This is a genomic window from Kitasatospora sp. NBC_01250 (assembly GCF_036226465.1).
In the GTDB taxonomy this organism is placed as follows: Bacteria; Actinomycetota; Actinomycetes; order Streptomycetales; family Streptomycetaceae; genus Kitasatospora.
This window is the reverse complement of record NZ_CP108476.1, coordinates 6,960,688-6,980,139: the sequence shown is the minus strand read 5'-3', so window position 1 is coordinate 6,980,139 and position 19,452 is coordinate 6,960,688. Positions and strand designations below refer to the sequence as shown.

16 protein-coding genes and 1 pseudogene are annotated in these 19,452 nt (G+C 73.7%); 8 read left to right on the top strand and 9 right to left on the bottom strand.

Features of this window, described 5'->3' with window-relative positions; genetic code table 11:
• Positions 1–2 precede the first annotated feature (2 nt).
• Genes OG500_RS29630 through OG500_RS29615 form a run of 4 tightly spaced genes read right to left on the bottom strand, consistent with a single transcriptional unit; the run spans position 3 to position 7,744 of the window.
• Positions 3–1,220, bottom strand: coding sequence for a cytochrome P450 (locus tag OG500_RS29630; protein ID WP_327069905.1), 1,218 nt, complete (start codon positions 1,218–1,220; stop codon positions 3–5).
• Positions 1,217–2,887 carry an FAD-dependent monooxygenase gene (locus tag OG500_RS29625; protein ID WP_327069904.1) on the bottom strand — a complete coding sequence of 557 codons (1,671 nt, stop codon included), beginning with the start codon at positions 2,885–2,887 and terminating at the stop codon, positions 1,217–1,219. The genes OG500_RS29630 and OG500_RS29625 overlap by 4 nt, the downstream gene beginning before the upstream one ends.
• On the bottom strand, positions 2,884–6,198 hold the full coding sequence (locus tag OG500_RS29620) for a ferritin-like domain-containing protein (RefSeq protein WP_329584517.1): 3,315 nt from the start codon (positions 6,196–6,198) through the stop codon (positions 2,884–2,886). Before OG500_RS29620 ends, OG500_RS29625 begins: the two co-directional genes overlap by 4 nt.
• A gap of 22 nt (positions 6,199–6,220) precedes the next feature.
• Positions 6,221–7,744, bottom strand: coding sequence for a flavin monoamine oxidase family protein (locus OG500_RS29615; protein ID WP_329584515.1), 1,524 nt, complete (start codon positions 7,742–7,744; stop codon positions 6,221–6,223).
• 221 nt (positions 7,745–7,965) lie between these two features.
• On the opposite strand from OG500_RS29615, the gene OG500_RS29610 reads away from it, so the two are divergent.
• From OG500_RS29610 to OG500_RS29600, 3 genes are all read left to right on the top strand, one after another.
• A complete protein-coding gene (locus tag OG500_RS29610; protein ID WP_329584512.1) occupies positions 7,966–9,075 on the top strand; it encodes a methyltransferase in 1,110 nt (369 codons plus the stop codon).
• 3 nt (positions 9,076–9,078) lie between these two features.
• Positions 9,079–10,326 (top strand): tryptophan 2,3-dioxygenase family protein, encoded by a 1,248-nt coding sequence (locus tag OG500_RS29605; protein WP_329584510.1) that lies wholly within the window; start codon positions 9,079–9,081, stop codon positions 10,324–10,326.
• Positions 10,327–10,419: 93 nt separating this feature from the next.
• Positions 10,420–10,833, top strand: a complete 414-nt coding sequence (locus tag OG500_RS29600; protein WP_327069899.1) for a GlcG/HbpS family heme-binding protein — start codon at positions 10,420–10,422, stop codon at positions 10,831–10,833.
• A gap of 122 nt (positions 10,834–10,955) precedes the next feature.
• Here OG500_RS29600 and OG500_RS29595 read toward each other — a convergent pair whose 3' ends face one another.
• Entirely contained in the window at positions 10,956–13,031 is a 2,076-nt protein-coding gene (locus OG500_RS29595; protein ID WP_329584508.1) for a serine/threonine-protein kinase, read from the bottom strand.
• Positions 13,032–13,310: 279 nt separating this feature from the next.
• On the bottom strand, positions 13,311–13,619 hold the full coding sequence (locus OG500_RS29590; protein WP_329584506.1) for a hypothetical protein: 309 nt from the start codon (positions 13,617–13,619) through the stop codon (positions 13,311–13,313).
• A 218-nt stretch (positions 13,620–13,837) separates the two neighbouring features.
• Between OG500_RS29590 and OG500_RS29585 the strand changes: the two genes are divergently transcribed.
• A complete protein-coding gene (locus tag OG500_RS29585) occupies positions 13,838–14,587 on the top strand; it encodes a ricin-type beta-trefoil lectin domain protein (RefSeq protein ID WP_329584505.1) in 750 nt (249 codons plus the stop codon).
• A gap of 31 nt (positions 14,588–14,618) precedes the next feature.
• On the opposite strand, the gene OG500_RS29580 is transcribed toward OG500_RS29585, so the two are convergent.
• Complete coding sequence (locus OG500_RS29580) at positions 14,619–15,317, bottom strand: alpha/beta fold hydrolase (protein ID WP_329587817.1); 699 nt, start codon at positions 15,315–15,317, stop codon at positions 14,619–14,621.
• Between OG500_RS29580 and OG500_RS29575 the strand changes: the two are divergent.
• A pseudogene (locus tag OG500_RS29575) lies at positions 15,289–15,447 on the top strand (TetR/AcrR family transcriptional regulator C-terminal domain-containing protein); the annotation flags it as partial. The gene OG500_RS29580 and the pseudogene OG500_RS29575 overlap by 29 nt on opposite strands.
• Positions 15,448–15,548: 101 nt before the next feature.
• Here OG500_RS29575 and OG500_RS29570 read toward each other — a convergent pair.
• Entirely contained in the window at positions 15,549–15,824 is a 276-nt protein-coding gene (locus OG500_RS29570) for a helix-turn-helix transcriptional regulator (protein WP_327069891.1), read from the bottom strand.
• 108 nt (positions 15,825–15,932) lie between these two features.
• Here OG500_RS29570 and map point away from each other — a divergent pair, with 108 nt between their 5' ends.
• Positions 15,933–16,700 (top strand): type I methionyl aminopeptidase, encoded by a 768-nt coding sequence (map, locus tag OG500_RS29565; RefSeq protein ID WP_329584503.1) that lies wholly within the window; start codon positions 15,933–15,935, stop codon positions 16,698–16,700.
• A gap of 132 nt (positions 16,701–16,832) precedes the next feature.
• Positions 16,833–17,672 (top strand): methyltransferase domain-containing protein, encoded by an 840-nt coding sequence (locus OG500_RS29560; protein WP_329584501.1) that lies wholly within the window; start codon positions 16,833–16,835, stop codon positions 17,670–17,672.
• On the opposite strand, the gene OG500_RS29555 is transcribed toward OG500_RS29560, so the two are convergent.
• Positions 17,673–18,926 (bottom strand): DUF6879 family protein, encoded by a 1,254-nt coding sequence (locus tag OG500_RS29555; protein ID WP_329584499.1) that lies wholly within the window; start codon positions 18,924–18,926, stop codon positions 17,673–17,675.
• 201 nt (positions 18,927–19,127) lie between these two features.
• Here OG500_RS29555 and OG500_RS29550 point away from each other — a divergent pair, with 201 nt between their 5' ends.
• Complete coding sequence (locus tag OG500_RS29550; RefSeq protein ID WP_327069887.1) at positions 19,128–19,310, top strand: hypothetical protein; 183 nt, start codon at positions 19,128–19,130, stop codon at positions 19,308–19,310.
• Positions 19,311–19,452 lie beyond the last annotated feature (142 nt).

Genomic DNA, 19,452 nt, shown 5'->3' with positions numbered 1-19,452 from the left:
CCTCACCAGCGCAGCGGCAGCCGCTCCGGCCCGTGGAAGAGCAGGTCCTGGGCGTAGCGCACCGGCTGCTCCAGCAGCTGCGCGCCGGCCAGCCGCCCCAGCAGCTCGGCCAGCGCCAGCTCCACCTCCGCGCGCGCCAGCGCTGCGCCCAGGCAGTAGTGGATGCCGAGGCCGAAGGCGAGTTGCGGTCCGATCTGGCGGCGGTGCAGGCGTGGCGTGTCCGGATCGGCGAACTGGCCCGGATCGCGGTTGGCCGCACCGAGCAGCACGGTGACCTTGGAGCCGCGCGGCACCAGGTGGTCCCCGAGCCGCTCGTCGCGCTGCGCCCAGCGGGTGACGGCCTGGACCGGCGGGTCGTAGCGGGCCAGTTCCTCCACCGCCTCCGCCAGCAGCGCGGGGTCGGCCCGCAGGTGGGCCAGCAGCTCCGGGTTCCGCAGCAGCGCCAGCACCGACTTGCTGATCAGGTGGGTGGTGGTCTCGTGCCCGGCCGTCAGCAGGTGGACGCAGGTGGCGGCGATCTCCGTCTCGGCCAGGCCCTCGTGGCCGAGCAGCAGGCTGATCAGGTCGCGCCCCGGCCGCGCTCGCCGCGAGCCGATCTGCTCGCGGAAGTACCAGGTCAGCTCCCGGGCGGCGGCGTCGGCCTGCGCCGCCCCCTCGGGCGCCTGTCCGGCCCGCGAGCTGCTGCCCTGCTGGAGGCGCAGCGAGGCGGCGCGCAGCCAGCTGCCGTCCCCGGCGGGCAGCCCGAGCAGCTCGGAGATCACCAGCACCGGGAAGGGTGCGGCGAAGTCCTCGACCAGGTCGAGTTCTTGACGGTTCATCAGCAGATGGCGTGCGATCGCCGCCAGTCTGGGCCGCAGGCCGGCCACCATCCGCGGGGTGAACTCCCGGCTGAGGATGGCGCGCAGCCTGGTGTGGCGGGGCGGGTCCAGGAAGACCAGCCAGTCCTCCACCATCTCCCGCACGGCCGTGTCCGCGATCGCCCGGTGGGTGAGCGGGGTGTTGCCGCCGGGGATCCGGCGGCCCAGCCGGGGACTGCTCAGTGCGCGGGCGGCCGGGGCGTACCCGAAGACGTAGTAGCTGTCCGGTCCGCTCCCCTCCCCCGGCACCCGGTGCACGGTGGCGGCCTCGCGATAGCTGCGGTAGAGCGGGTAGGGATCGGCTATCCGCTCGGCCGGCCAGCCGGCCAGCGTGAAGGGGGGCAGCGCCGCGGGGGCCGTCACCGGGCACCCCGTACCGCGTCCGCCAGTACGCCCGGGTCGCGCGGCGCCTCGTCGTCGCGCCAGGCGACGTGGCCGTCGGGGCGGACCAGCACGAAGCGGCGCCGGTAGAGGTCGGCCATCTCCTTGTCGGCGCAGCCGGTGACCGTCAGCGGGACCCTTCGGTCGGCGAACGCCCGCACCACTCCGTCCAGTTGCGCCGGTTCGCGGCCCTGCGCGGTGAAGTCGAGCAGCTGGAAGCCCCGGCCGAACAGGTCCAGGACGGAGTGCCCTGGGGCCAGCCAGGCGTGCGGTGCGCGGGAGCCCGGGCGGCTGTTGGGCCGGTCCAGCGGCTCGTCCGGGTCGGCCGGCACCCGGTCCGGCAGCACGATCGCCGACTCGTACCGGTAGCCCATGTGGATCATCGGGGCGTCGAACTCCCGCCGCACCGCGCTCTCTTCGAGCCGCCGGGCCAGCTCCGCGCGGGCCAGCTCGCCGCGCGGCCCGTCCTCGTGCAGAGCGGCCGGCAGCTCGCGGCCCATGGTGCGGGCCAGGTTGCGGTTGGCCTCCTCGACCGCCTCGACGGCCACCGGCCGGCGCTCGGCGCGGTAGCTGTCCAGCAGCCCAGGGCCGGCCCAGCCGGCCAGCGCAGCGGCCACCTTCCAGCCCAGGTTGGCGGCGGCGGCCAGCCCGGTGTTCAACCCGAAGCCGCCGGAGGGCGACAGGGTGTGGGCGCTGTCGCCCACCAGCAGCACCCGCCCGTGCCGGAACTCCTCGGCCACCCGGTGGGTGAGGTGCCACTCGTGGTCGGAGAGCACCTCGATCGGGGTGTCCAGGGCGATCGCCCGGCGCAGCAGCTCGATCGCGGGAGCCGCCGCCTGCGCGCTGCCGTCGACCCGCACCGAGAGCCGGAACAGCCCGTCGCCGTCCATCGCGCGCATCGGGAAGCGCAGCGTGTCCGAGAGCAGCAGGAAGTAGAAGAGCGCGTTGCGCTCGCCGAGTTGGGCGCGCAGTTCGGGAGCCCGGAACAGGATGTTGCGGAACACCTGGGTGGGGAAGCGGGCGGGCGCCGGGATCGCACAGGCCTTGCGGACCGGCGAGGCGGCGCCGTCGCAGGCGATCAGGTAGCGGGCCCGCAGGGTGGTGCTCCGCTGCCGGGCCAGGTCGGTGGCGGTGGCGGTGACGCCGTCCTGGTCCTGGGTGAAGCCGTCCAGCCGGCAGCGCAGCCGCAGCGGCCCGTGGGGGTGGTGGCCGACCGCGTCGGCGAGCAGCGGCGAGAGCCAGTGCTGCGGGCAGATCGCGTCCGGCTCGGGGGTGTGCCGGAACGGCGGGCGGGTCAGCGCGCTGCCGAACCGCAGCCGGTAGACCTCGTGGCCGCCGACCCGGGTGACCCAGGCACTGTCCAGGGTGTGCTCGGGCGGCCAGCCGGCCGACCGGATCCGGTCCGCCAGGCCCCAGCGCCGGTAGTACTCCATCGAGCGCGGGCCGATGTTGCTGACCTTGGGGTGGCTGACCGAGCCGTCGCCCGCTTCGAGCACCACGCAGGCCACGCCGTGGGCACGCAGGTCCAGCGCCAGGGTCAGGCCGACCGGGCCGCCGCCGACGATCAGCACCTCGGTCTCCTGCTCCGGCCCGGTCGATGGCGCGGTCGGTGAGTGGGGGGTCGCTTCGTGCAGGGGTGCGTCGCTCATGGGTGTGTCGTGTCCTTCCGGAACAGCTCGACCAGGTAGGCCAGGGTCCCGAGGACCTGGTCGGGGACGAGCGGACAGCTGCGGGCCGCGTGCGCCAACCGCTCCAGCCGGGCGACCAGTTCGCGCCGGGTGGCGGCCGGCGGCCCGGCTAACGGGTGCGGGGCGCCACCCGGTTCGAAGGGCGGCCCGGCGGTCCGGCCCGGCACCCCGGAGGGCAGGTTGACCAGCAGTTCGGCGAGCGGACGCACCAGGCCGTTCATCACCTCGATCGAGGCGTTCATCAGTGGCGAGCGGCGCAGGCTGGCGGCGGGCAGCTCGGCGAAGTGCTGGACCATCAGCTGGGCCATCAGCGCGTAGGCCTCGTTGCCCAGCTCGGCCACCTGCCGGGCCACCGGATCGGTGATCAGCTGCTGGGCCGCGCTGCCGGGCCGCAGAGTGGGGTTGCGCAGCACCGGGTAGGCCAGGCGGGGCGCCGGGCCCGGCTGGGCGGCCCCGTGGTCCGGATCGAGGGCGGTGAGCAGGCCGGCGAGCCGGCGGAAGGAGTCGTGGTGCGACTCCTCCCCCGGCGGACGGTCCGGCGCCAGCACGCCGCCCTCGCCCTGCTCGGTCACGAAGTCGACGGCGAACAGCGCGCTGGCCAGGTCGTCGACCTGGAGCTGGTAGTCGGGGTGGCGGGCGTTGACCGAGCGGCGCAGGAAGACGTGGTGCTCACCGCCGCCGGGTCCCGCCTTCGCCGGGAAGAGGTCGGGGATGGTCCGCAGGCCGTGCCGGATCGCGGCGTAGAGCTCGCTGATCGAGTGGTAGGTCGTGCGCTGTCCGGCGGCGGGGCCGTGCCCGGTGGCGGGGTCGTGCCCGGTGGCGGGGTCGTGTCCGGTGACGCCGCGGTGCGGCCGGTCGCCGTAGCGGGGGTCGGCCAGCAGCCGGTCCGGCTGCTCCAGTTCGACGAACCGGTGCACGGCGGCGGGACCGAGGCCCTCCAGGGCGAAGTCGAGCGGGATCGGCAACCGGTGGTTGAGCGTGCCGAAGTCGATCACCGGGAAGGCGAAGGGCTCCCCCAGGGCGATCAGCAGGTTGTTGACGACCAGGAAGTGGGTCATCTCCTCGCGGGCCACCCGCAGCAGCGTGCTGCGGATCGAGTCCTCCAGCGTCTCGCCGCCGTCCCCGCAGACCACGGCGAGCCGGTGGGCGCTCCAGTGGCCGCGCCGCTGGTAGACCAGCCCCGCGCCGTGGGTGGGCAGCGAGTAGGCGGCGTACAGGTACTGCAGGGTGACGGCCAGTTCGATCGTGACGGCGTCGCGCACCGCCGCGACCAGGTCCTCGCGGCGGCTCAGCTCGGGGCCGGCCCGCCGCGGCGCGGGCCTCGCTCCGCAGGTCAGCAGCCGGCGCGGGGCGCTGCGCGCCCGCAGGTGGCCGAGCAGCAGGCGGGCCCTGGGCGCGGAGAGGTCGCGGGTGGGCGGCATGTAGTAGGTCCTGGACCTGTTGGCCGGATCGGACATCTGCCAGCAGAGCCGGGCGTAGGTCTCCACCCGGGCCTCGTCGGCCAGGCTGAAGACCTCCTCCTTCATGAAGGTGGAGGTCAGCTCGTAGTAGGCGAGGACCTCGCGGTGCAGCAGCTCGAAGGTGATCCGCTCGGGCGGCAGCTCGTCCAGGTGCCAGTCGTCCGGCAGCACCCGCAGCGCGAGCGTGCCGGTGCCCGACCAGTAGCGCAGCGCGTCGGCGTCGTCGTAGTGCGCTGCGGCATCCGGCAGTTGGGCACCGGCGGCGGTCAGCTCCTGCGGCAGCGGCTCGCCCGGGGCCGCGAGGAGCAGCCGCGCGCAGCCGGCCCGGGCCCCGCGCAGCACGAGGTGGCCCGCGCCGTCGGGGCCGGTGTCGAGCAGGCAGTCGGCCGCCCACGCGTCCGCCTCATCCGTCTCCGCCGGCTCCTGCTCCTGCTCCTGCTCTGCCGGCCCGCGCTCCGCGGTGGCCCCGGCGCGCAGCCGCGCGACCCGCAGCCCGGCCAGTTCGGCGGGCCCGAGCAGCGGCAGCGCGGCCGGGTTGGCGTACTGGCGCACCCGGATGCCCGTCACCGGTGCGGGCCGGCCGCGGACCAGCGAGCGGACGGTGACGGTCAGATCGTGCTCGCCGTCCCGGGCGTGCCGGGGGTGTTCGACGATCAGCGCGGCCTGGTCGGCCTGGACGTTGATCTCCCGCTCGCGCAGCACCGTGCTCCGCGAGCCGTCGCCCGGCACCCAGTCCAGGCGCAGCGCCTGGTCCTCCACCGCCGGCCCGTCCTGCCGGGCGACGGTGAGCAGCCGGCCGGGCGGCGCACCGAGCCCGCCCGGCAGGACGGCCACCAGCTGCGCCCCGTCCGCGGTGCGCAGCTCCCAGCGGCCGGGGTTCTCGTGCTGCTCCGCCAGGGCGTGCGGATCCGCGCCGATCAGGTTGACGCCGACCAGCCGCTCGCCCACCTGCACAGTGAGCTGGCGGGGCAGCGGGGCGAGCGGGTCGGGCCGCCCCGGCGGCGCGGTGAGCAGCCGGCCCGCCGGGTGGCTGCGCGGCTCGCCGTGGCGCCAGGGGGCGATGGTGCCGGTCAGCGTCCACTCGACGGGGCGTCCGGTCGGCAGCGGCCCGGGCGGCGCGGCGAGCGCGAACTGGACGACGAGCCCCGCCACCCCGGGCTGGGCAAGCGCCGCACGCAGCTCGTCGACCAGCGGCGACCGGTGCTCGGGCGCGGCCGGCGGCCACTGCAGCACCGCGTTCTCGACGGTGAACTGGTGGACCGTCTGGCGCGGCAGGCGCGGCCGGGCACCGCCCGGCTCCGGGCCGAAGCGGTGCCAGCGCGGCGGCTGGAAGCCCTCGACCTCGCCGGTGCAGAGGTAGCCGATGTCGTGCGAGCGCCCGCTGCGGCCGAAGCAGAGCCGGCCGACCATCAGCGTGGTGGTCCACGAGGAGGCCGGATCGACGTCGAAGACCCGGGCGCGGTTCACCGTGGTGGCGAAGTACTCGTTGTAGTGGCCCCACAGGTCCACGCTGCGGCCGAGCACCGGGTCGGCCGCGACCTGCTCGCCCGGGGTGCGCTCGGCGCCGACCACGGTGGCGGCGACGGCGAAGTGGCCGTTGCCCGCCAGGTGCGCACCGGGGGCGTCCAGCAGCCCGAGCCCGGCCAGTTCACGGTGGTACTCCGCGGCCGGGCGGGTCACCGGGAACGGCCGGCGCTCCCCGGTGAGCGCGGTGTTGTCCGTCAGGTCGACCAGACCGCTGCGCGCGCCGGTCGGCAGCTGGGTGGTGGCCGTGCCGGCGAAGTGCAGGCGCGGCAGGTCGAACACGCTCATCCGCCGCTCCCCGCACGCCGCGTCACGCCGGCTCCTCGACCACGGCGGCACAGGCGCCCTCGGCCGCCTCGCCCTGCTGGTGGCCGTCGATCAGCCGCACCGCGTGCTGCGCCGACTCGATCGCCCCCTCGATCCAGGCGGGGTGGCTGGAGCAGTGCTCGCCGGCGAAGAAGAGCCGCCCCTGGGGCCTTGCCACCATCTCCCGCTCGGCCTCGCAGGAGTCGGCGTCCTTGCCCCAGCGGACCGCCGCCGCCCCCAGCGAGGAGGGTTCGGTGCCCCAGACCTGGTCGGCCACGCCCAGCAGCATGCCCGGGCGGCGCAGCTCCGGGTGCACGGCGGCGACCTCGTCCAGCACCGCCGCGAGCCGGGCCCGGCGGCCCAGCCGGCAGAGCCGGTCGGCGTCCTGGCCGATGGTGTAGCTGGCGAGCAGCGCGGCGCCGAGCTTCGGGTCGCCCTCCACCGGCGGGTAGTAGGTCTGCCGGCTCAGCCCGCCGGTGAAGGAGGCGCCGCCGGTGATGCCGTCCCGCTCCCAGAACGCCTCCCGGCAGTGGAAGGCCACCTTGGTGGCCGCCCAGTAGCGCTGGCCGTGGATCGCGGCCAGCTTCTCCTCGTCCAACCCGGCCAGCTCCAGGCCGCGCAGCACCGAGAACGGTATGGTGCACAGCACGTAGTCGCAGAGCCGCCCGGCGGACCCGAAGCCGTGCCTGGTGCGCACCTGGACCCCGTGCTCGGCCACCGCCAGCCCGGTGACCTCCTTGCCGCAGCGCACCGGACCGCTGATCCGCTCGCGCAGCCGGTGGACCAGCTGGTCCATGCCGCCACTGAGCCGCATCAGGGTCGAACTGGTCTCGTTGACGATGTCGTCCACGAAGCGGTAGAGCCGGCCGCGGCAGCCGGCTCTGATCCCCGGGTGGTCGGCGAACAGGGCGCGCAGGTCTATCAGTTCGCCGCCGGCCCCGGGCGCCCGCACGTAGTCGGTCAGGTCGATCCCGGCGACCAGGCCCATCAGCTCGCCGTCCAGGCCGCGCCGGATGCTGTCCCGGAAGTCGCTGGGGGCAAGGGCGTTGACGCGTACCGCCATCCAGGCACCGAAGAGCAGGGTCTGCTCGTCGTACTCCTCGAAGCGGCCTGCGGGCAGCCGACCGCGCAGCTCCTCGACCAGGATCTCGGAGGCCTCGCGGATCCGCCGGTGGCCCTGGCTGGTCTGGACGTAGGCCGCGTCGTCCTGGAAGAGCGTGGTGAACTCGCGCAGCTGGTCGGCGAGTCCGAGCTTGCGCAGGTAGCGCATGGTGCGCCGGTGGGTGGTCGGCACCCGCATCGCGCCGAGCTCCACCAGCGGGCCCTCGCGGCCCGGCACGAAGCGGTGGGTGCGGACCCGGCCGCCGACCTGGAGGTGCCCCTCCAGGATCTCGACGCTGTGGCCGAGCCGCTCCAGTTCGTAGGCCGCCACCAGGCCGGCCACCCCCGCGCCGATGACGGTGACGCGCTTGCGCGGCTGCCACGGTCCGGGCGGCCTCACCTGTTGGGCCGGAGAGTCAGGCGACATGCTCTTCCCCCTACCTTGAGCGGACCGCCCCAGTGTCGGGACTGCCGGGGCGCGGCCACATCCCCGAGACTGACGGCGGGTTGACGGCATCCGAGGGACGGGCGGGCGGTCCTGGGGCGCCGGTCGGGTCGCCACCCCACACGAACGGATGGTTTTTGGCGGCCCGCCCCGAACCACCCCGCCCGGACGGCCATGCTGGAGGCCGTCGAAGGGAGTTCGCGATGGAACGCACGGCGGCCGACGCTCACGTTCCCGGTGCCCAGGTTCCCGAGGGCGGGCCGGGCGGATCGGGCCTCATGCCCGGCCCGTTGGAGCGCGCGGTCTACGGCCTGTTCGTCAGCAGCTCGCTGGATCTGGCGGCCCGGCACGGCGTGTTCGCCCGGCTCGCCGAGCACGGCCCGAGCGGTACCGCCGAACTGGCCTGCGCCCTCGGCCTGGACGAGGACACGCTGGGCCGACTGCTCACCGTGCTGCGCGCCTTCGGCGTGCTGACCGCGGACCCGCGGGGCCGCTACAGCGTGCCCGCCGCCTCGCTCCCCTTCCTCGATCCGCGCGAGTCCCGCTACCTGGGCGGCTTCCTGCGCCACCTGATGGAGAGCACCACCGAGCGGCTGCGCCGGCTGGACGCCTGCCTGACGCTCGGCAGGGCCGGCGCCGAGGCCGCGCTCGCCGAGCCGCTGGACGAGCCGTTCGCCGACCTCTACCGGGACGCCGAGTCCACCGACCGGTTCCTGGACGCGATGTGGCAGCTCAGCTTCGACGTCTCGGCCGAGCTGGTGGAGCTCGCCCAGCTGGAGGGCGCCCGCCACCTGGTCGACGTCGGCGGCGCGGGCGGCCCGTTCGCGGTCGCCGCGCTGCTGCGCCACCCGGGGCTGCGGGCCACCGTCTTCGACCTGCCGCAGGTGGGGCCCAAGCTCGCCGAGACCGGCGCGGCCTACCGGCTCGGCGAGCGACTGTCCTTCAGCGCGGGCGACTTCCACCGCGCCGAGCTGCCGGCGGGCGACTGCCTGGCATTCGGCTACATCCTCTCGGACTGGGCCGACGACACCTGTCTCGACCTGCTGCGCAAGGCCTACCGGGCCTGCGCGCCCGGCGGCGTGGTGCTGGTGATGGACCGCCTCTTCGACGAGAGCGGCTACCTGCCGCCGGCCACCGCCGCGATGAACCTGGCCATGCACGTGGAGACCCAGGGGCGGCACCGCACCGGGGCGCACTACCTCGAACTGCTCCGGGCGGCCGGCTTCACCGGGTGCGAAGTGCGCCACACCAGCCGGGAGAAACACCTGGTGCTGGGGCGGCGGGCGGCCGGCCCCGGCGGAGCGGAGCGGTGAGCGATGGACTGCCAGAACTTCGGCCCGGGTCTCGCACCGGACCGCCCCGGCCGGGTGGCGGAGATCGTCCGGCTCCAGCAGGCCCGCGGCCGCGCGGCGCTGACCGCGACCGAGCGGGCGCTGCTGGCCGACTGGTACGAGCAGACGGGCCCGGCGGGCTCAGCAGGTTCGGTGGGCTCAGCGGGCTCGGCAGGCTCAGCGGGCTCCGCAGGCGGGGAACGCGGGCCGGCGGGCGAGGAGGAGGAGCGCACCGTGATCGCGCTGCTCACCCGCCCGTTCAGCCGCGAGGAGATCCCCGAGTACTACCGGTACACCAGCCTGCACGTCTACGACTGGTTCCTGCGCCCCTACCAGGCCGATCCGCTGCCGGCCGGCATCACCGCGCTGCGGGCCACCCTGCTCGACCTCGCCGCCAAGGAGGCCGAACCGCCACCGGAGCTGCCCGCCTTCGGGGCGGCCGAGTCGACCGAGCGGCGATCACGACTGGCCGCGCTGATCAGCGAGTTGGACGAGCTGCTGGCGCAGACCGTGGCACGGAGCGAGGCGCCCTGGCCCGGCTCGCCGACTCCCGGGCTGCGGCGCCGGCTGAGCGTGCTGACCGGCTGCACCGGGTTCCCGCAGTCGCCGGAGCACCACGAGCACCTCTTCCTGCGCTCGGTCCACGCCTGCGAGGTGGTCTTCTACCTGGCCAGGTGGACGGCCTGCCAGGCGATAGCCGCGGTGCTCGCGGACGATCTCGACCGGGCGATACTGCGCACCCGGCAGACGGCGTCCTGCGCCGAGCTGCTGAACGGCATCCTGCACGTGCTGCGCACGCTCTCCCCCGAGCAGTTCATGACCTTCCGCGCGGCCACCGGCGCGGCCAGCGCCGTACAGTCGCTCAACTACCACCTGGTGGAGCTCGCGGTGTACGGGTACGACCCGCGCAAGGCGGAGGTCTTCCTTGGCATCGCCCACCTGCACGAGCTCAACAGCCGCCCCTACCGCGATCTGTGGCCGCTGCGCTCGGCCGTGCGCGCCACCGACGCGCCGGAGCTGACGGCCGCCTTCGAGGCGGTCGAGCGCGCCCTGCTGACCTGGCGGGGCCGCCACTACGGCTTCGGCGCCCGCTACCTGCCCCGCCAGTTGAAGGGCTCCGGCGGCACCGAAGGCGCCGGCTACCTGAAGCGGATCGTCGACAAGGACCCCTGCCGGCCCGGACCGGTCGGCGGCCCGCCGCCCGAGGCGATGTTCCGCTTCGCGCTCCGCTGAACCACCCCGCCCCCGGCGCGCCTGACTGACTCCTATCCTCCCACCCCTTCAAGCTATATGACACATCGTCACCTACCTCAGGAGTATGGACAGATGACCACCGCACCGATCATCTCCGCCGCCCAGGCCCGCAAGATCCTGGACGCCGCCCTGACCGAGGCGGCCGCCCTCAAGGTCGCCGTCGCGGTCGTCGTGGTGGATGCCGGCGGCAACCAGCAGACCCTGGCCCGGATGGACAGCGCGACCTTCTGGGCCACCACCGTGGCCACCCACAAGGCGGTCACCGCCGCCGGACTCGGCGTCCCCACCGCCGACTTCGGCAAGGTCGCCGGTGGCGACCCGGTCCTGCTCGCCACCATGGCAGCCCAGCCCGGCTTCGCCCTCCTCCCCGGCGGCATCCCGATCTTCGTCAACGGCGCCATCGCCGGCGCCATCGGCGTCGCGGGCGGCACCCGCGGCGAAGACCAGCCCATCGCCGAAGCCGGCGCCGCAGCCGCGGCCAGCTGACCGCCCACACCGTCCCCCGGCCCCCGCTCCGGCCCGCGCCGCAGCGGGGGCGCTGCGCTGCCCCGGCCGGCGGGTCGGCCGGCTCGATGCACCGTCATCGCCCCCGGTCGCCGGGGGAACGGTCACTGGTTGCCCGAGTAGTTCTGCGGGCCCGCCGCATCGACTGCGGCGTACGCTGCGGCGTCCGTCCATGGCGCAGCGCTCTTGTCGGTGCCCAGGCTGATGTAGATGGCCAGCGAGTGGATCAGATAGCGGTGGTGGTTGGTGACATAGCCGGACTGGGTGGCCTGGTCGGTGTTCTCACGATCGTTGCAGATCTGGGAGCCCGCTCCGGTATCCGGACACCAGAGGCCCCAGTCACCGTCGTACGCGTGGGAGAGGGAGTTGTGGCTTGCCGTGGCGGTCTGGGCATCCGCCATCGGCTCCACTTCGACGTCCACCATGATGTGTGACTGTGAGTCGGTGTAGGTCCCGACGATCTGGTTGACGCAGCTGCCATTGCGCAGCACGGTCTGTACGGCTTGGCTCTCGTGGCTGGTCAGGCAACTCTGGGACGATCCACTGTTCCTGGTGTAGACCACGCCTTTCGAGTCCGTGAACGAGTCGGGCAGCAGCGCCTCGCTGGTCAGCGGGGTCTGATCGATCCGGGAGCTGTCGAGCGAAGCCGGATCGAAGGACGGGGTGGTGGGGGCGAACGTGGGCGGGGCGTAGCTCGGCGGAGCGTAGGTCGGCGGGGCGTACGTCGGCGGAGCGTAGGTCGGCGGAGCGTACGTCGGTGGGGCGTACGTCGGCGGGGTGTACGAGGCGGTCGGCGCGGTCGGCGCGGGACCCGGGGCGGCGTTGGCCTGGCTCCTGGGCGCCGTGCAGAGCCGCACCTCCTGGTCGGCAGGGCCGACGAGGATGGTGCTGTCGGTCGAGCCGTCCCACCCGGCGAGGCCGGCGCAGGCGTTGGTCTGCCCGGTGGCGGCGGAGAGCTGCTGGAGCACCTTCCGGTCGGCGGCTGCGGAAAAGCAGGGAACCTCCGCCCAGCCGTGCTGGGGGTCCTGGTGCAGGCAGTCGCCCTGATGCGCGGAGGCAGCGTCGCCGGACAGGCCCATCGTGTCGGTCACGAAGGCGGCGAAGCCCTGATTGCCGTGGTAGAGCCAGGCAAGGATGCCCACGATGACGGCCAGGCTGAGCAGGAGGCCGGCCCGGGCCTCGGAACGAGGAGCGGGCCGAGCGGGCCGCTGGGGAGGCGGCACCCTCGTGTGTCCGTCCCCCCGCAGCGCTTCCTTCCTGGTCCCGTCCCCCTTGAGGCCTTCCCCCTTGAGCCTCTCCCCCTTGAGGCCTTCCCCCGGAAAGACCTTGGTGGGAGGGGACGGCGGCAGGACCACGGTGGTCGGCTCGCCGAGCAGGACGCGCGCCTTGGCGATGGTCGGCCGATCAGCGGGGTTCTTCGCGATCAGTTGGGTGATCAGCGGTGCCATCCACTCGGAGCGCCGTGGCGGTGGAGCCTCGTCGCTGAGCACCGCATGGAGTGAACCGAGAAGGGTCTCGCGCCGGAACGGCGAGATTCCCTCGAGCGCGTGATAGAGCGTCACCCCCAGCGAAAAGAGGTCGCCCGCGGTGCCGCCCTCCTCGCCGCGGGCTCGTTCGGGGGCCAGATATTCAGCCGAGCCGATGATCATGCCAGTTGTGGTCAAGCCACTGTCGGGCTGGAAGTGCGCGATCCCGAAATCGGTGAGCAGAACGGCCCCGTCGTCGGCGAACATGACGTTGGCGGGCTTGATGTCCCGGTGCACGATCCGCTTGCCGTGCGCGGCTTCGAGCGCATCGAGCAGTGCGGTGGCGATCCGCTTGACGGTGGCCACCGGCAGCGGGCCGTCGGCCAGCACCTCATGGAGCGAGCGGCCGTCGATGAACTGCATGACGATCCACGGGACTTCGTGCTCGATCAGGAAGTCGTAGACAGTGACGATGTTCGGGTGGTCGCGCAACTTCTGGGCGTTGCGCGCTTCGCGCTGGGCCCGTTCGAGGTGGCGACCGTACTCGGCCGCACTGGAAGCAAACGGGAGCCGGATCTCCTTCATGGCCACGGACGCGTCGCCGAGTCTCAGGTCATGTGCCAGCCAGACCCGCCCCGCTCCACCGGCCCCCAGCACCTTGACCAGCCGGTAGCGTTCGGCGATGACGGCCCCAGGTTCCGCGTCCAGCCTCATGCAACACCCCCCGATGTCTCACGAGTCGCCACGCCCGAGTCGGGCCAGCGCGTGCGAACGGGGTACTTCTACCGCGATGTTGGCCGTGGGTCAACCAACCGTAGCCGGTCGGGGTTGACGCCTGGGCGCCGCCAAGCCTGTCCCGCTGTCCTGCGAGCGCGTTGCCGAGTTCAATGCTGAAGCGGGTCGATGAACGCCCAACCATCGTGCATCCGAACCCGCGGCGCCGCCTCACCCTGGAGAGCATCGAGCAGACGCACGGCGTAGACCATGCCCAGCTCAGGAGTGCCCCGCCGCACTCGTCGCGTCCGCCAGCGCCCCAGGCGCGGCCTCCCACGGATATGCCGGCGGAGCACCCACCGGCCGCCGGTGACGGAACCGAACCGGGTGGCCCGTCAGCTCCTCGAGCTCACCGATATGTCCTGACATCCAGTCAACTATCGTCGTAGACAGGTTCACGCTGACGTCCCAGCCAGCAGCCTGGGCCTGCTCGATGACCGGCGGCAGCTCCAGGACGGGCGGCGCAGCAGAACCTAGCAGATCCCGGATGCTCCGGCCACGGTCCCACAGCTCGTCGACATGCTCCATGAATCGGCCGAACCTACCCGTCGTCCTTCGGCGCCGGTGGGCGAACCGACCGACGCATCAGCTGAAATGAATGGCAAGTTCTTGTAGCCTCACATCCGTTGACGCCCTCTCCGCAGCACTGCGATGCTCTGGGCAGCACATATGAACGTCTGAGCAGCACCCCCTCACCCGATCACCACGGAAAGGGCTCAACTCTCATGCGCCGTACCGCTGCTGTCATGATGACAACGCTGCTGGCCTCCGCCGTGGCCCTCACCCTCCCCGCCGCTGCCCAGGCGGCGGCCCCGACGAGCACCAAGGCGGCGCCGGCCGCTGCCCAGGACGGCGGGTGCAGCGCCTTCAACAACGGTGGCGGCTCGGCCATCGGGATCTGTACGGGCATCAACCCCCTGCAGTCCTGGCACGTGCAGGCGACGTGCACGTGGTACGTCAACGGCACGGGCCCGTACGTGATGATCGCCCAGGGCGCCACGATCGTCGGCACCGGCCAGAGCATCGCGTTCTGCGGCATCGACAAGACGATCTCGTTCCCGCAGGTCGTCTTCACCGGCGTGGTGACCCCGCCGCCCCCGCCGGTGGCCGGGCCGCAGGGCCAGATCACCGGGTATGTCGGCAAGTGCATCGACGACGCGGGCGCGAAGACCAACAACGGCAACCCGATCCAGATCTACGACTGCAACGGCAGCAACGCCCAGCACTGGACGGTCGGGGTCGACGGGACGCTGCGCGTGCTCGGCAAGTGCATGGACGTGACGGGCGGCGGCACCGCCAACCACACCATGGTGCAGCTCTACGACTGCAACGGCACCGGCTCGCAGCAGTGGAAGCCGCAGCCCAACGGCTCGCTGCTCAACCCGCAGTCCGGCCGCTGCCTGGACGACCTGGGCTTCGGCACCAACAACGGCAACCAGCTCGGCATCTGGGACTGCAACGGCGCGGCCAACCAGAACTGGGCACTGCCCCACTGAGCCACCCCGCACGGCCTGACGGCCCCGGCCGTCAGGCCTCCAGCGCCCCCAGGGGCATGAACTTCGCCGCCTGCTCCTCCGCCAGGAAGTCCAGCAGCAGCTGGTTCACCAGTGCCGGCTTCTCCAGCGGCGCCACATGCGAAGTGCCCGGGACCACCGCGAGCTGGGCGTCCGGCAGTGCGGTGGCGACCGCAGCGCTGTGCTCCACCCGCACGCCGTCGTCGTCGCCCTGCATCACCAGCACCGGCATCGACAGCTGCGCCAGCCGCTCGAAGCCGAAGTCCGGCTCCTCGCGCCACATCTGCAGCCACTTCTCGAAGACGACCGGGAAGTGCTCGGGCCCGTCCGGCGAGAGCGGCTCGTACTGCGGGCGGAGCATCGAGTCGAGCAGCACGGTCCCGGCCTCGCTCAGCAGCGCCTGATCGGCCTCCGTTCCGCCGTCACGCCGGACCCCCGAGCTGATCAGGACCAGCTTGCGGACCAGGTCGGGCCGCCGCAGCGCGAGCCAGAGCGCGACCTGGCCGCCGGCGCTCCAGCCGACCAGGTGCACCGGCCCGGTCCCCAGCTCGTCCAGGAAGGCCGCGGTGTCCTCGGCCATCAGCGCGCTGGTCACCGGGCCGGGCAGGTCGTGGGTCCGCCCGTGTCCGCGGCGCTCCGGCGCGTAGACCCGGTAGTGCTCGGCCAGCGCGGGCAGTTGGGCCCACCAGCTGTCGGCGGTCCTGCCGGCGATCGAGCCGGAGCGCTATCCGCACATGGCGGCCTGGGCCGCCGAGAAGCCGGCCGAGAAGGACGCGGCGTTCACCGCCGGCCTCGCACTGATCATCGGCGGCCTGCGGGCCGAACTCGCCGCGGACGCCTGAACCGCAGGCGCCCGAATCGCAGGCGCGCGAACCGCGAGCGTCCGAACCGCGGACGCCCGAACCGCGAGCGCACCCGCCGCCGGCGCGCCCGAGCCGAACGATCAGGCGGAGAGCAGCGCCTGCCCCACCGGCTCCACGATCGCGCAGTGCGTGGCGACCTCGTCCAGTCGCAGCCCCAGCGCCGCGGCCAGCGCGACCACCGTGAAGAACGCCGGGGTCGGCGCCCGGCCGGTCTCGATCTTGCGCAGCGTCTCGGCCGACAGCCCGGCCTGCGCCGCGACCTCGACCATGCTGCGGTCGCCGCGGGCCCGACGCAGCAGAGCGCCGAGCCGTTCGCCGCGTTCGCGTTCCTGCGGAGTGAGAGGAGTGCGCACCATGGCCGTTATTCTAATGCCGTGATACAAATACCGGTATAAGAATTGGCAGGGCCGGTGCCGCGACATGTCCGCACCCGGCCCGACCTGGCCCGATGGAGGCGACCGGAGATGGTGGAGATCAAGTCGGATGCGTCGCTGGACGCGATGCGCACGGCCGGCCGAGTCGTGGGCGAGGCCCTCGCGGCCGTGCGCCGAGCGGCGGACGTGCGAGTCTCGCTCAGGGAGCTGGACGAGGTGGCGCGCGAGGTCCTGCGCGAGGCGGGCGCCGACTCGCCGTTCCTGAACTACCGCCCGAGCTTCGCCGACACCCCGTTCCCGGCGGTGATCTGCGCCTCCGTCAACGACGCGATCGTGCACGGCATCCCGACGGACTACCGGCTGCGGGACGGCGACCTGGTGAGCATCGACTGCGGCGCCCTGCTCGGCGGCTGGGCGGGCGACGCGGCCGTCAGTTTCACCGTCGGCACCCCGCGCCCGGCCGACCTGGCCCTGATCGAGACCACCGAGCGCGCACTGGCCGCAGGCATCGCCGCCGCGGTGGTCGGCGCCCGGCTCGGCGACATCTCGCACGCGATCGGCAGCGTCGGCCGGGCCGCCGGCTACGGGATCCCGGCCGACTTCGGCGGCCACGGCATCGGCCGCCGCATGCACGAGGACCCGCACCTGCCCAACGACGGCCGCCCCGGACGCGGCATGCGGCTGCAGCACGGCATGGTGCTGGCGATCGAGCCGATGTTCCTGGCCGGGGGCCGCGGCGACTACGACACCGCCCCGGACGGCTGGACCCTGGTCACCACCGACGGCAGCCGCGCCGCCCACGCCGAGCACACGGTCGCGATCACCGACGAGGGCCCGCGCATCCTGACCCTGCCGTGACGGGCCGGGCGGCCGGGCGGCGACCGGCCGGGCGACACGCCGCCCGGACCCCCGATCTCTTGACATCAAGATAAATCAGGGAGCAAGCTCTCCCTGTAGATATCTTGATGTCGAGATACTTGGGAGCCCGCCATGTCCGCTGCCGACGCCACGCCCGCCAACGCCCCCGTCAACCCCCCGGCCAACGCCCCCGCCTGGGACCCCCAGCAGTACCTCCGGTTCGCCGACGAGCGCACCCGCCCGCTGCGCGAGCTGCTCGGCCGGGTACCGGAGCTGCCCGCCGACCCGGTCGTGCTCGACATCGGCTGCGGGCCGGGCAACTCGACGGCGGGCATCCGCCACCGGTGGCCGGCCGCGAAGATCACCGGCATCGACAACTCCGCCGAGATGCTCGCCACCGCCCGCTCCGCGCAGGGCGAGCCGAGCGCCGACTACCTGCTCGCCGACGCCGGGACCTACGACCCCGCACCGGCGGCGCCCGACCTGATCGTCTCCAACGCCACGCTGCAGTGGGTCGACGGCCACCTCGGCCTGCTGCCCCGCTGGGCCGCCGCGCTCAAGCCGGGCGGCGTGCTCGCCTTCCAGGTCCCGGGCAACTTCGAGGCGCCCAGCCACGTGCTGCTGGGCGAGCTGCGCAGCAGTGCGCGCTGGCGCGACCGGCTCGGCACCGAGGCCGTCCGCGCCGGGGTGCACGAGCCCGGCGCCTATCTGGAGGCGCTGCTCGCCGCGGGCTGCACGCCCGATGTCTGGGAGACCACCTACAGCACCCTGCTGACCGGACCCGACCCCGTCCTCGAATGGACCAAGGGCACCGCACTGCGCCCGGTCCTGGCCCGGCTCACCGATCCGGCCGAGCGCGCCGCCTTCCTGGCCGAGTACGCCGCCCTGCTGCGCGAGGCCTACCCGGCCGGACCGCACGGCACGGTCTTCCCGTTCCGCCGGATCTTCGCGGTGGGCGTGCGCACCGCCTGATCAGCCCCGCCCCTCCCGGCCCTGGCCCTGGCCCGGACCGTCGCCCTCGCCGGACGCCTCGCCGGGCACCTCGCCCGCGCGCTCCGGCTCGGTGAGCCCGCTGCGCTCCGCGAGCACTCCGCCCTGGAACCGGCTCTCCGCGCCCAGGGTGAGCAGCACGTCGGCGATGTGCCGCCGGCAGGTGCGCAGCGACATGCCGAGCCGGCGCGCGATCACCTCGTCCTTGACCCCCTCGGCGAGCATCCCCACCAGCGCGCGCCGCAGGCTGTCGCCGACCTCGCGGTAGGCGGCCTCGCTGGCGCCGTGGAACGGCGTGGCGGTGGCCCAGAGCTGGTCGAAGACCCGGCACAGGTAGCCGACGATGTCCGGGTCGCGGACCAGCACCGCCCCCTCTCCCGAGCCGCCCTCGGCGCGGGCCGGCAGGAAGGCCACCGAACGGTCGAAGACCACCGCCCGGTCGGGCAGCTCGGGCGCGGTGCGGTACTGGGCGCCGGAGGCGGTCAGGGTCTCCACGTAGCTCTGGGTGGCGAGGTTGGCGCGGGCGGAGTGCTGGTAGAGGGTCCGCATCCGCACGCCCCGCCCCAGCATCGCCAGGTCACGGCTGACCGCCTCCGCCAGCCGGCCGGGCTGCCGGCCGCCGCCGGGCTGGATGGTGAACACCTCCTCGCGGCACCGGGCGGACTCCTCGGTGAGCATCGCGGAGACGGTGCGCAGGTCCGGCAGCCGGTCGGTGCCGACCTGCCGGCCGCGCTCGCGCAGCGAGGAGCGGTAGCGCGGCATCAGCGCGTGCAGCTCGTCGCGGATGGCCTGCGCGTGCGAGCTGGCCTCGGCGATCCGCGCCTCCAGCGGGCCGAGCGCCTCGGCGGCGGCGGCCTCGGGGCTGGTGGGGATGAGCAGCTCGGGGCGGCCCGGCGCCGGGCGGAGCAGGCGCAGCGCGAGCAGCGTGTGCCGGGCGTGGCGGACCTGCTCGGGGGTCAGGCCGGCCGGCCACGCCGCCGTCCCGCCGTCGCCGGAGGCACCGCCCGACACACCACCGGCCGCACCGCCCGACGCGCCCGCGCCCTCGTCCGCACCCTCGCCCACGGCCTCGCCCGCACCCTCGCCCGCGCTCCCGGAACGGCTCCCGGCGGAGCTCCCGGGCGAGCCCCCAGCGAGGCCCTCGTCGAGGCCCCCGTGGGTGAGTACGTGATCGAACAGCGCGAGGGCCGTCATGTCGAGCTCCGGCAGCTGCTCGAACTCTGTACCGTTTTGCACGATTCACCCCTGTTTGCGACCCCCGAAACTCTCTGCCATGCACGCTATTGCCATCCTGCCCAGCTGGAAAAGCGCACCCCCGGCAGGGTGGACTGGTCTCCCGGGTCCGGGCAACGCTCCCACCACCCGGCATCCAACGCTCGACCGGCCAGTTGCGCCGCCGACGCGACCTTGACGACTCCGACTCACAGGAGCTGGCCCGTGGCCTCGATCCTCCGCCGCTGCGGCACCTCGGTGCTGCTCGCCGCCGCCGTTCTGATCCCCGTCGGCGCCGCTGCCCACCTCGGTCTGCCCGCCAAGGCGACGACCAACCACGGCCGGACCGTCGCCCTCCCCGACACCAGCTGGGGCGACGAGTACAAGCCGAAGCCCGTCCTGAACTGACCGGTTCCCCGACCGGCCCGTCCGCGCACCACTCTCAAGGAGTATCCCGGTGACCCTCGTCCCCTCGCCGAGCGCCGCCCTCAGGCTGTCCCGTCCCGTCCCGCGCCCCTGGGCGGACGACAACGGCTGGCTGATCGACCCG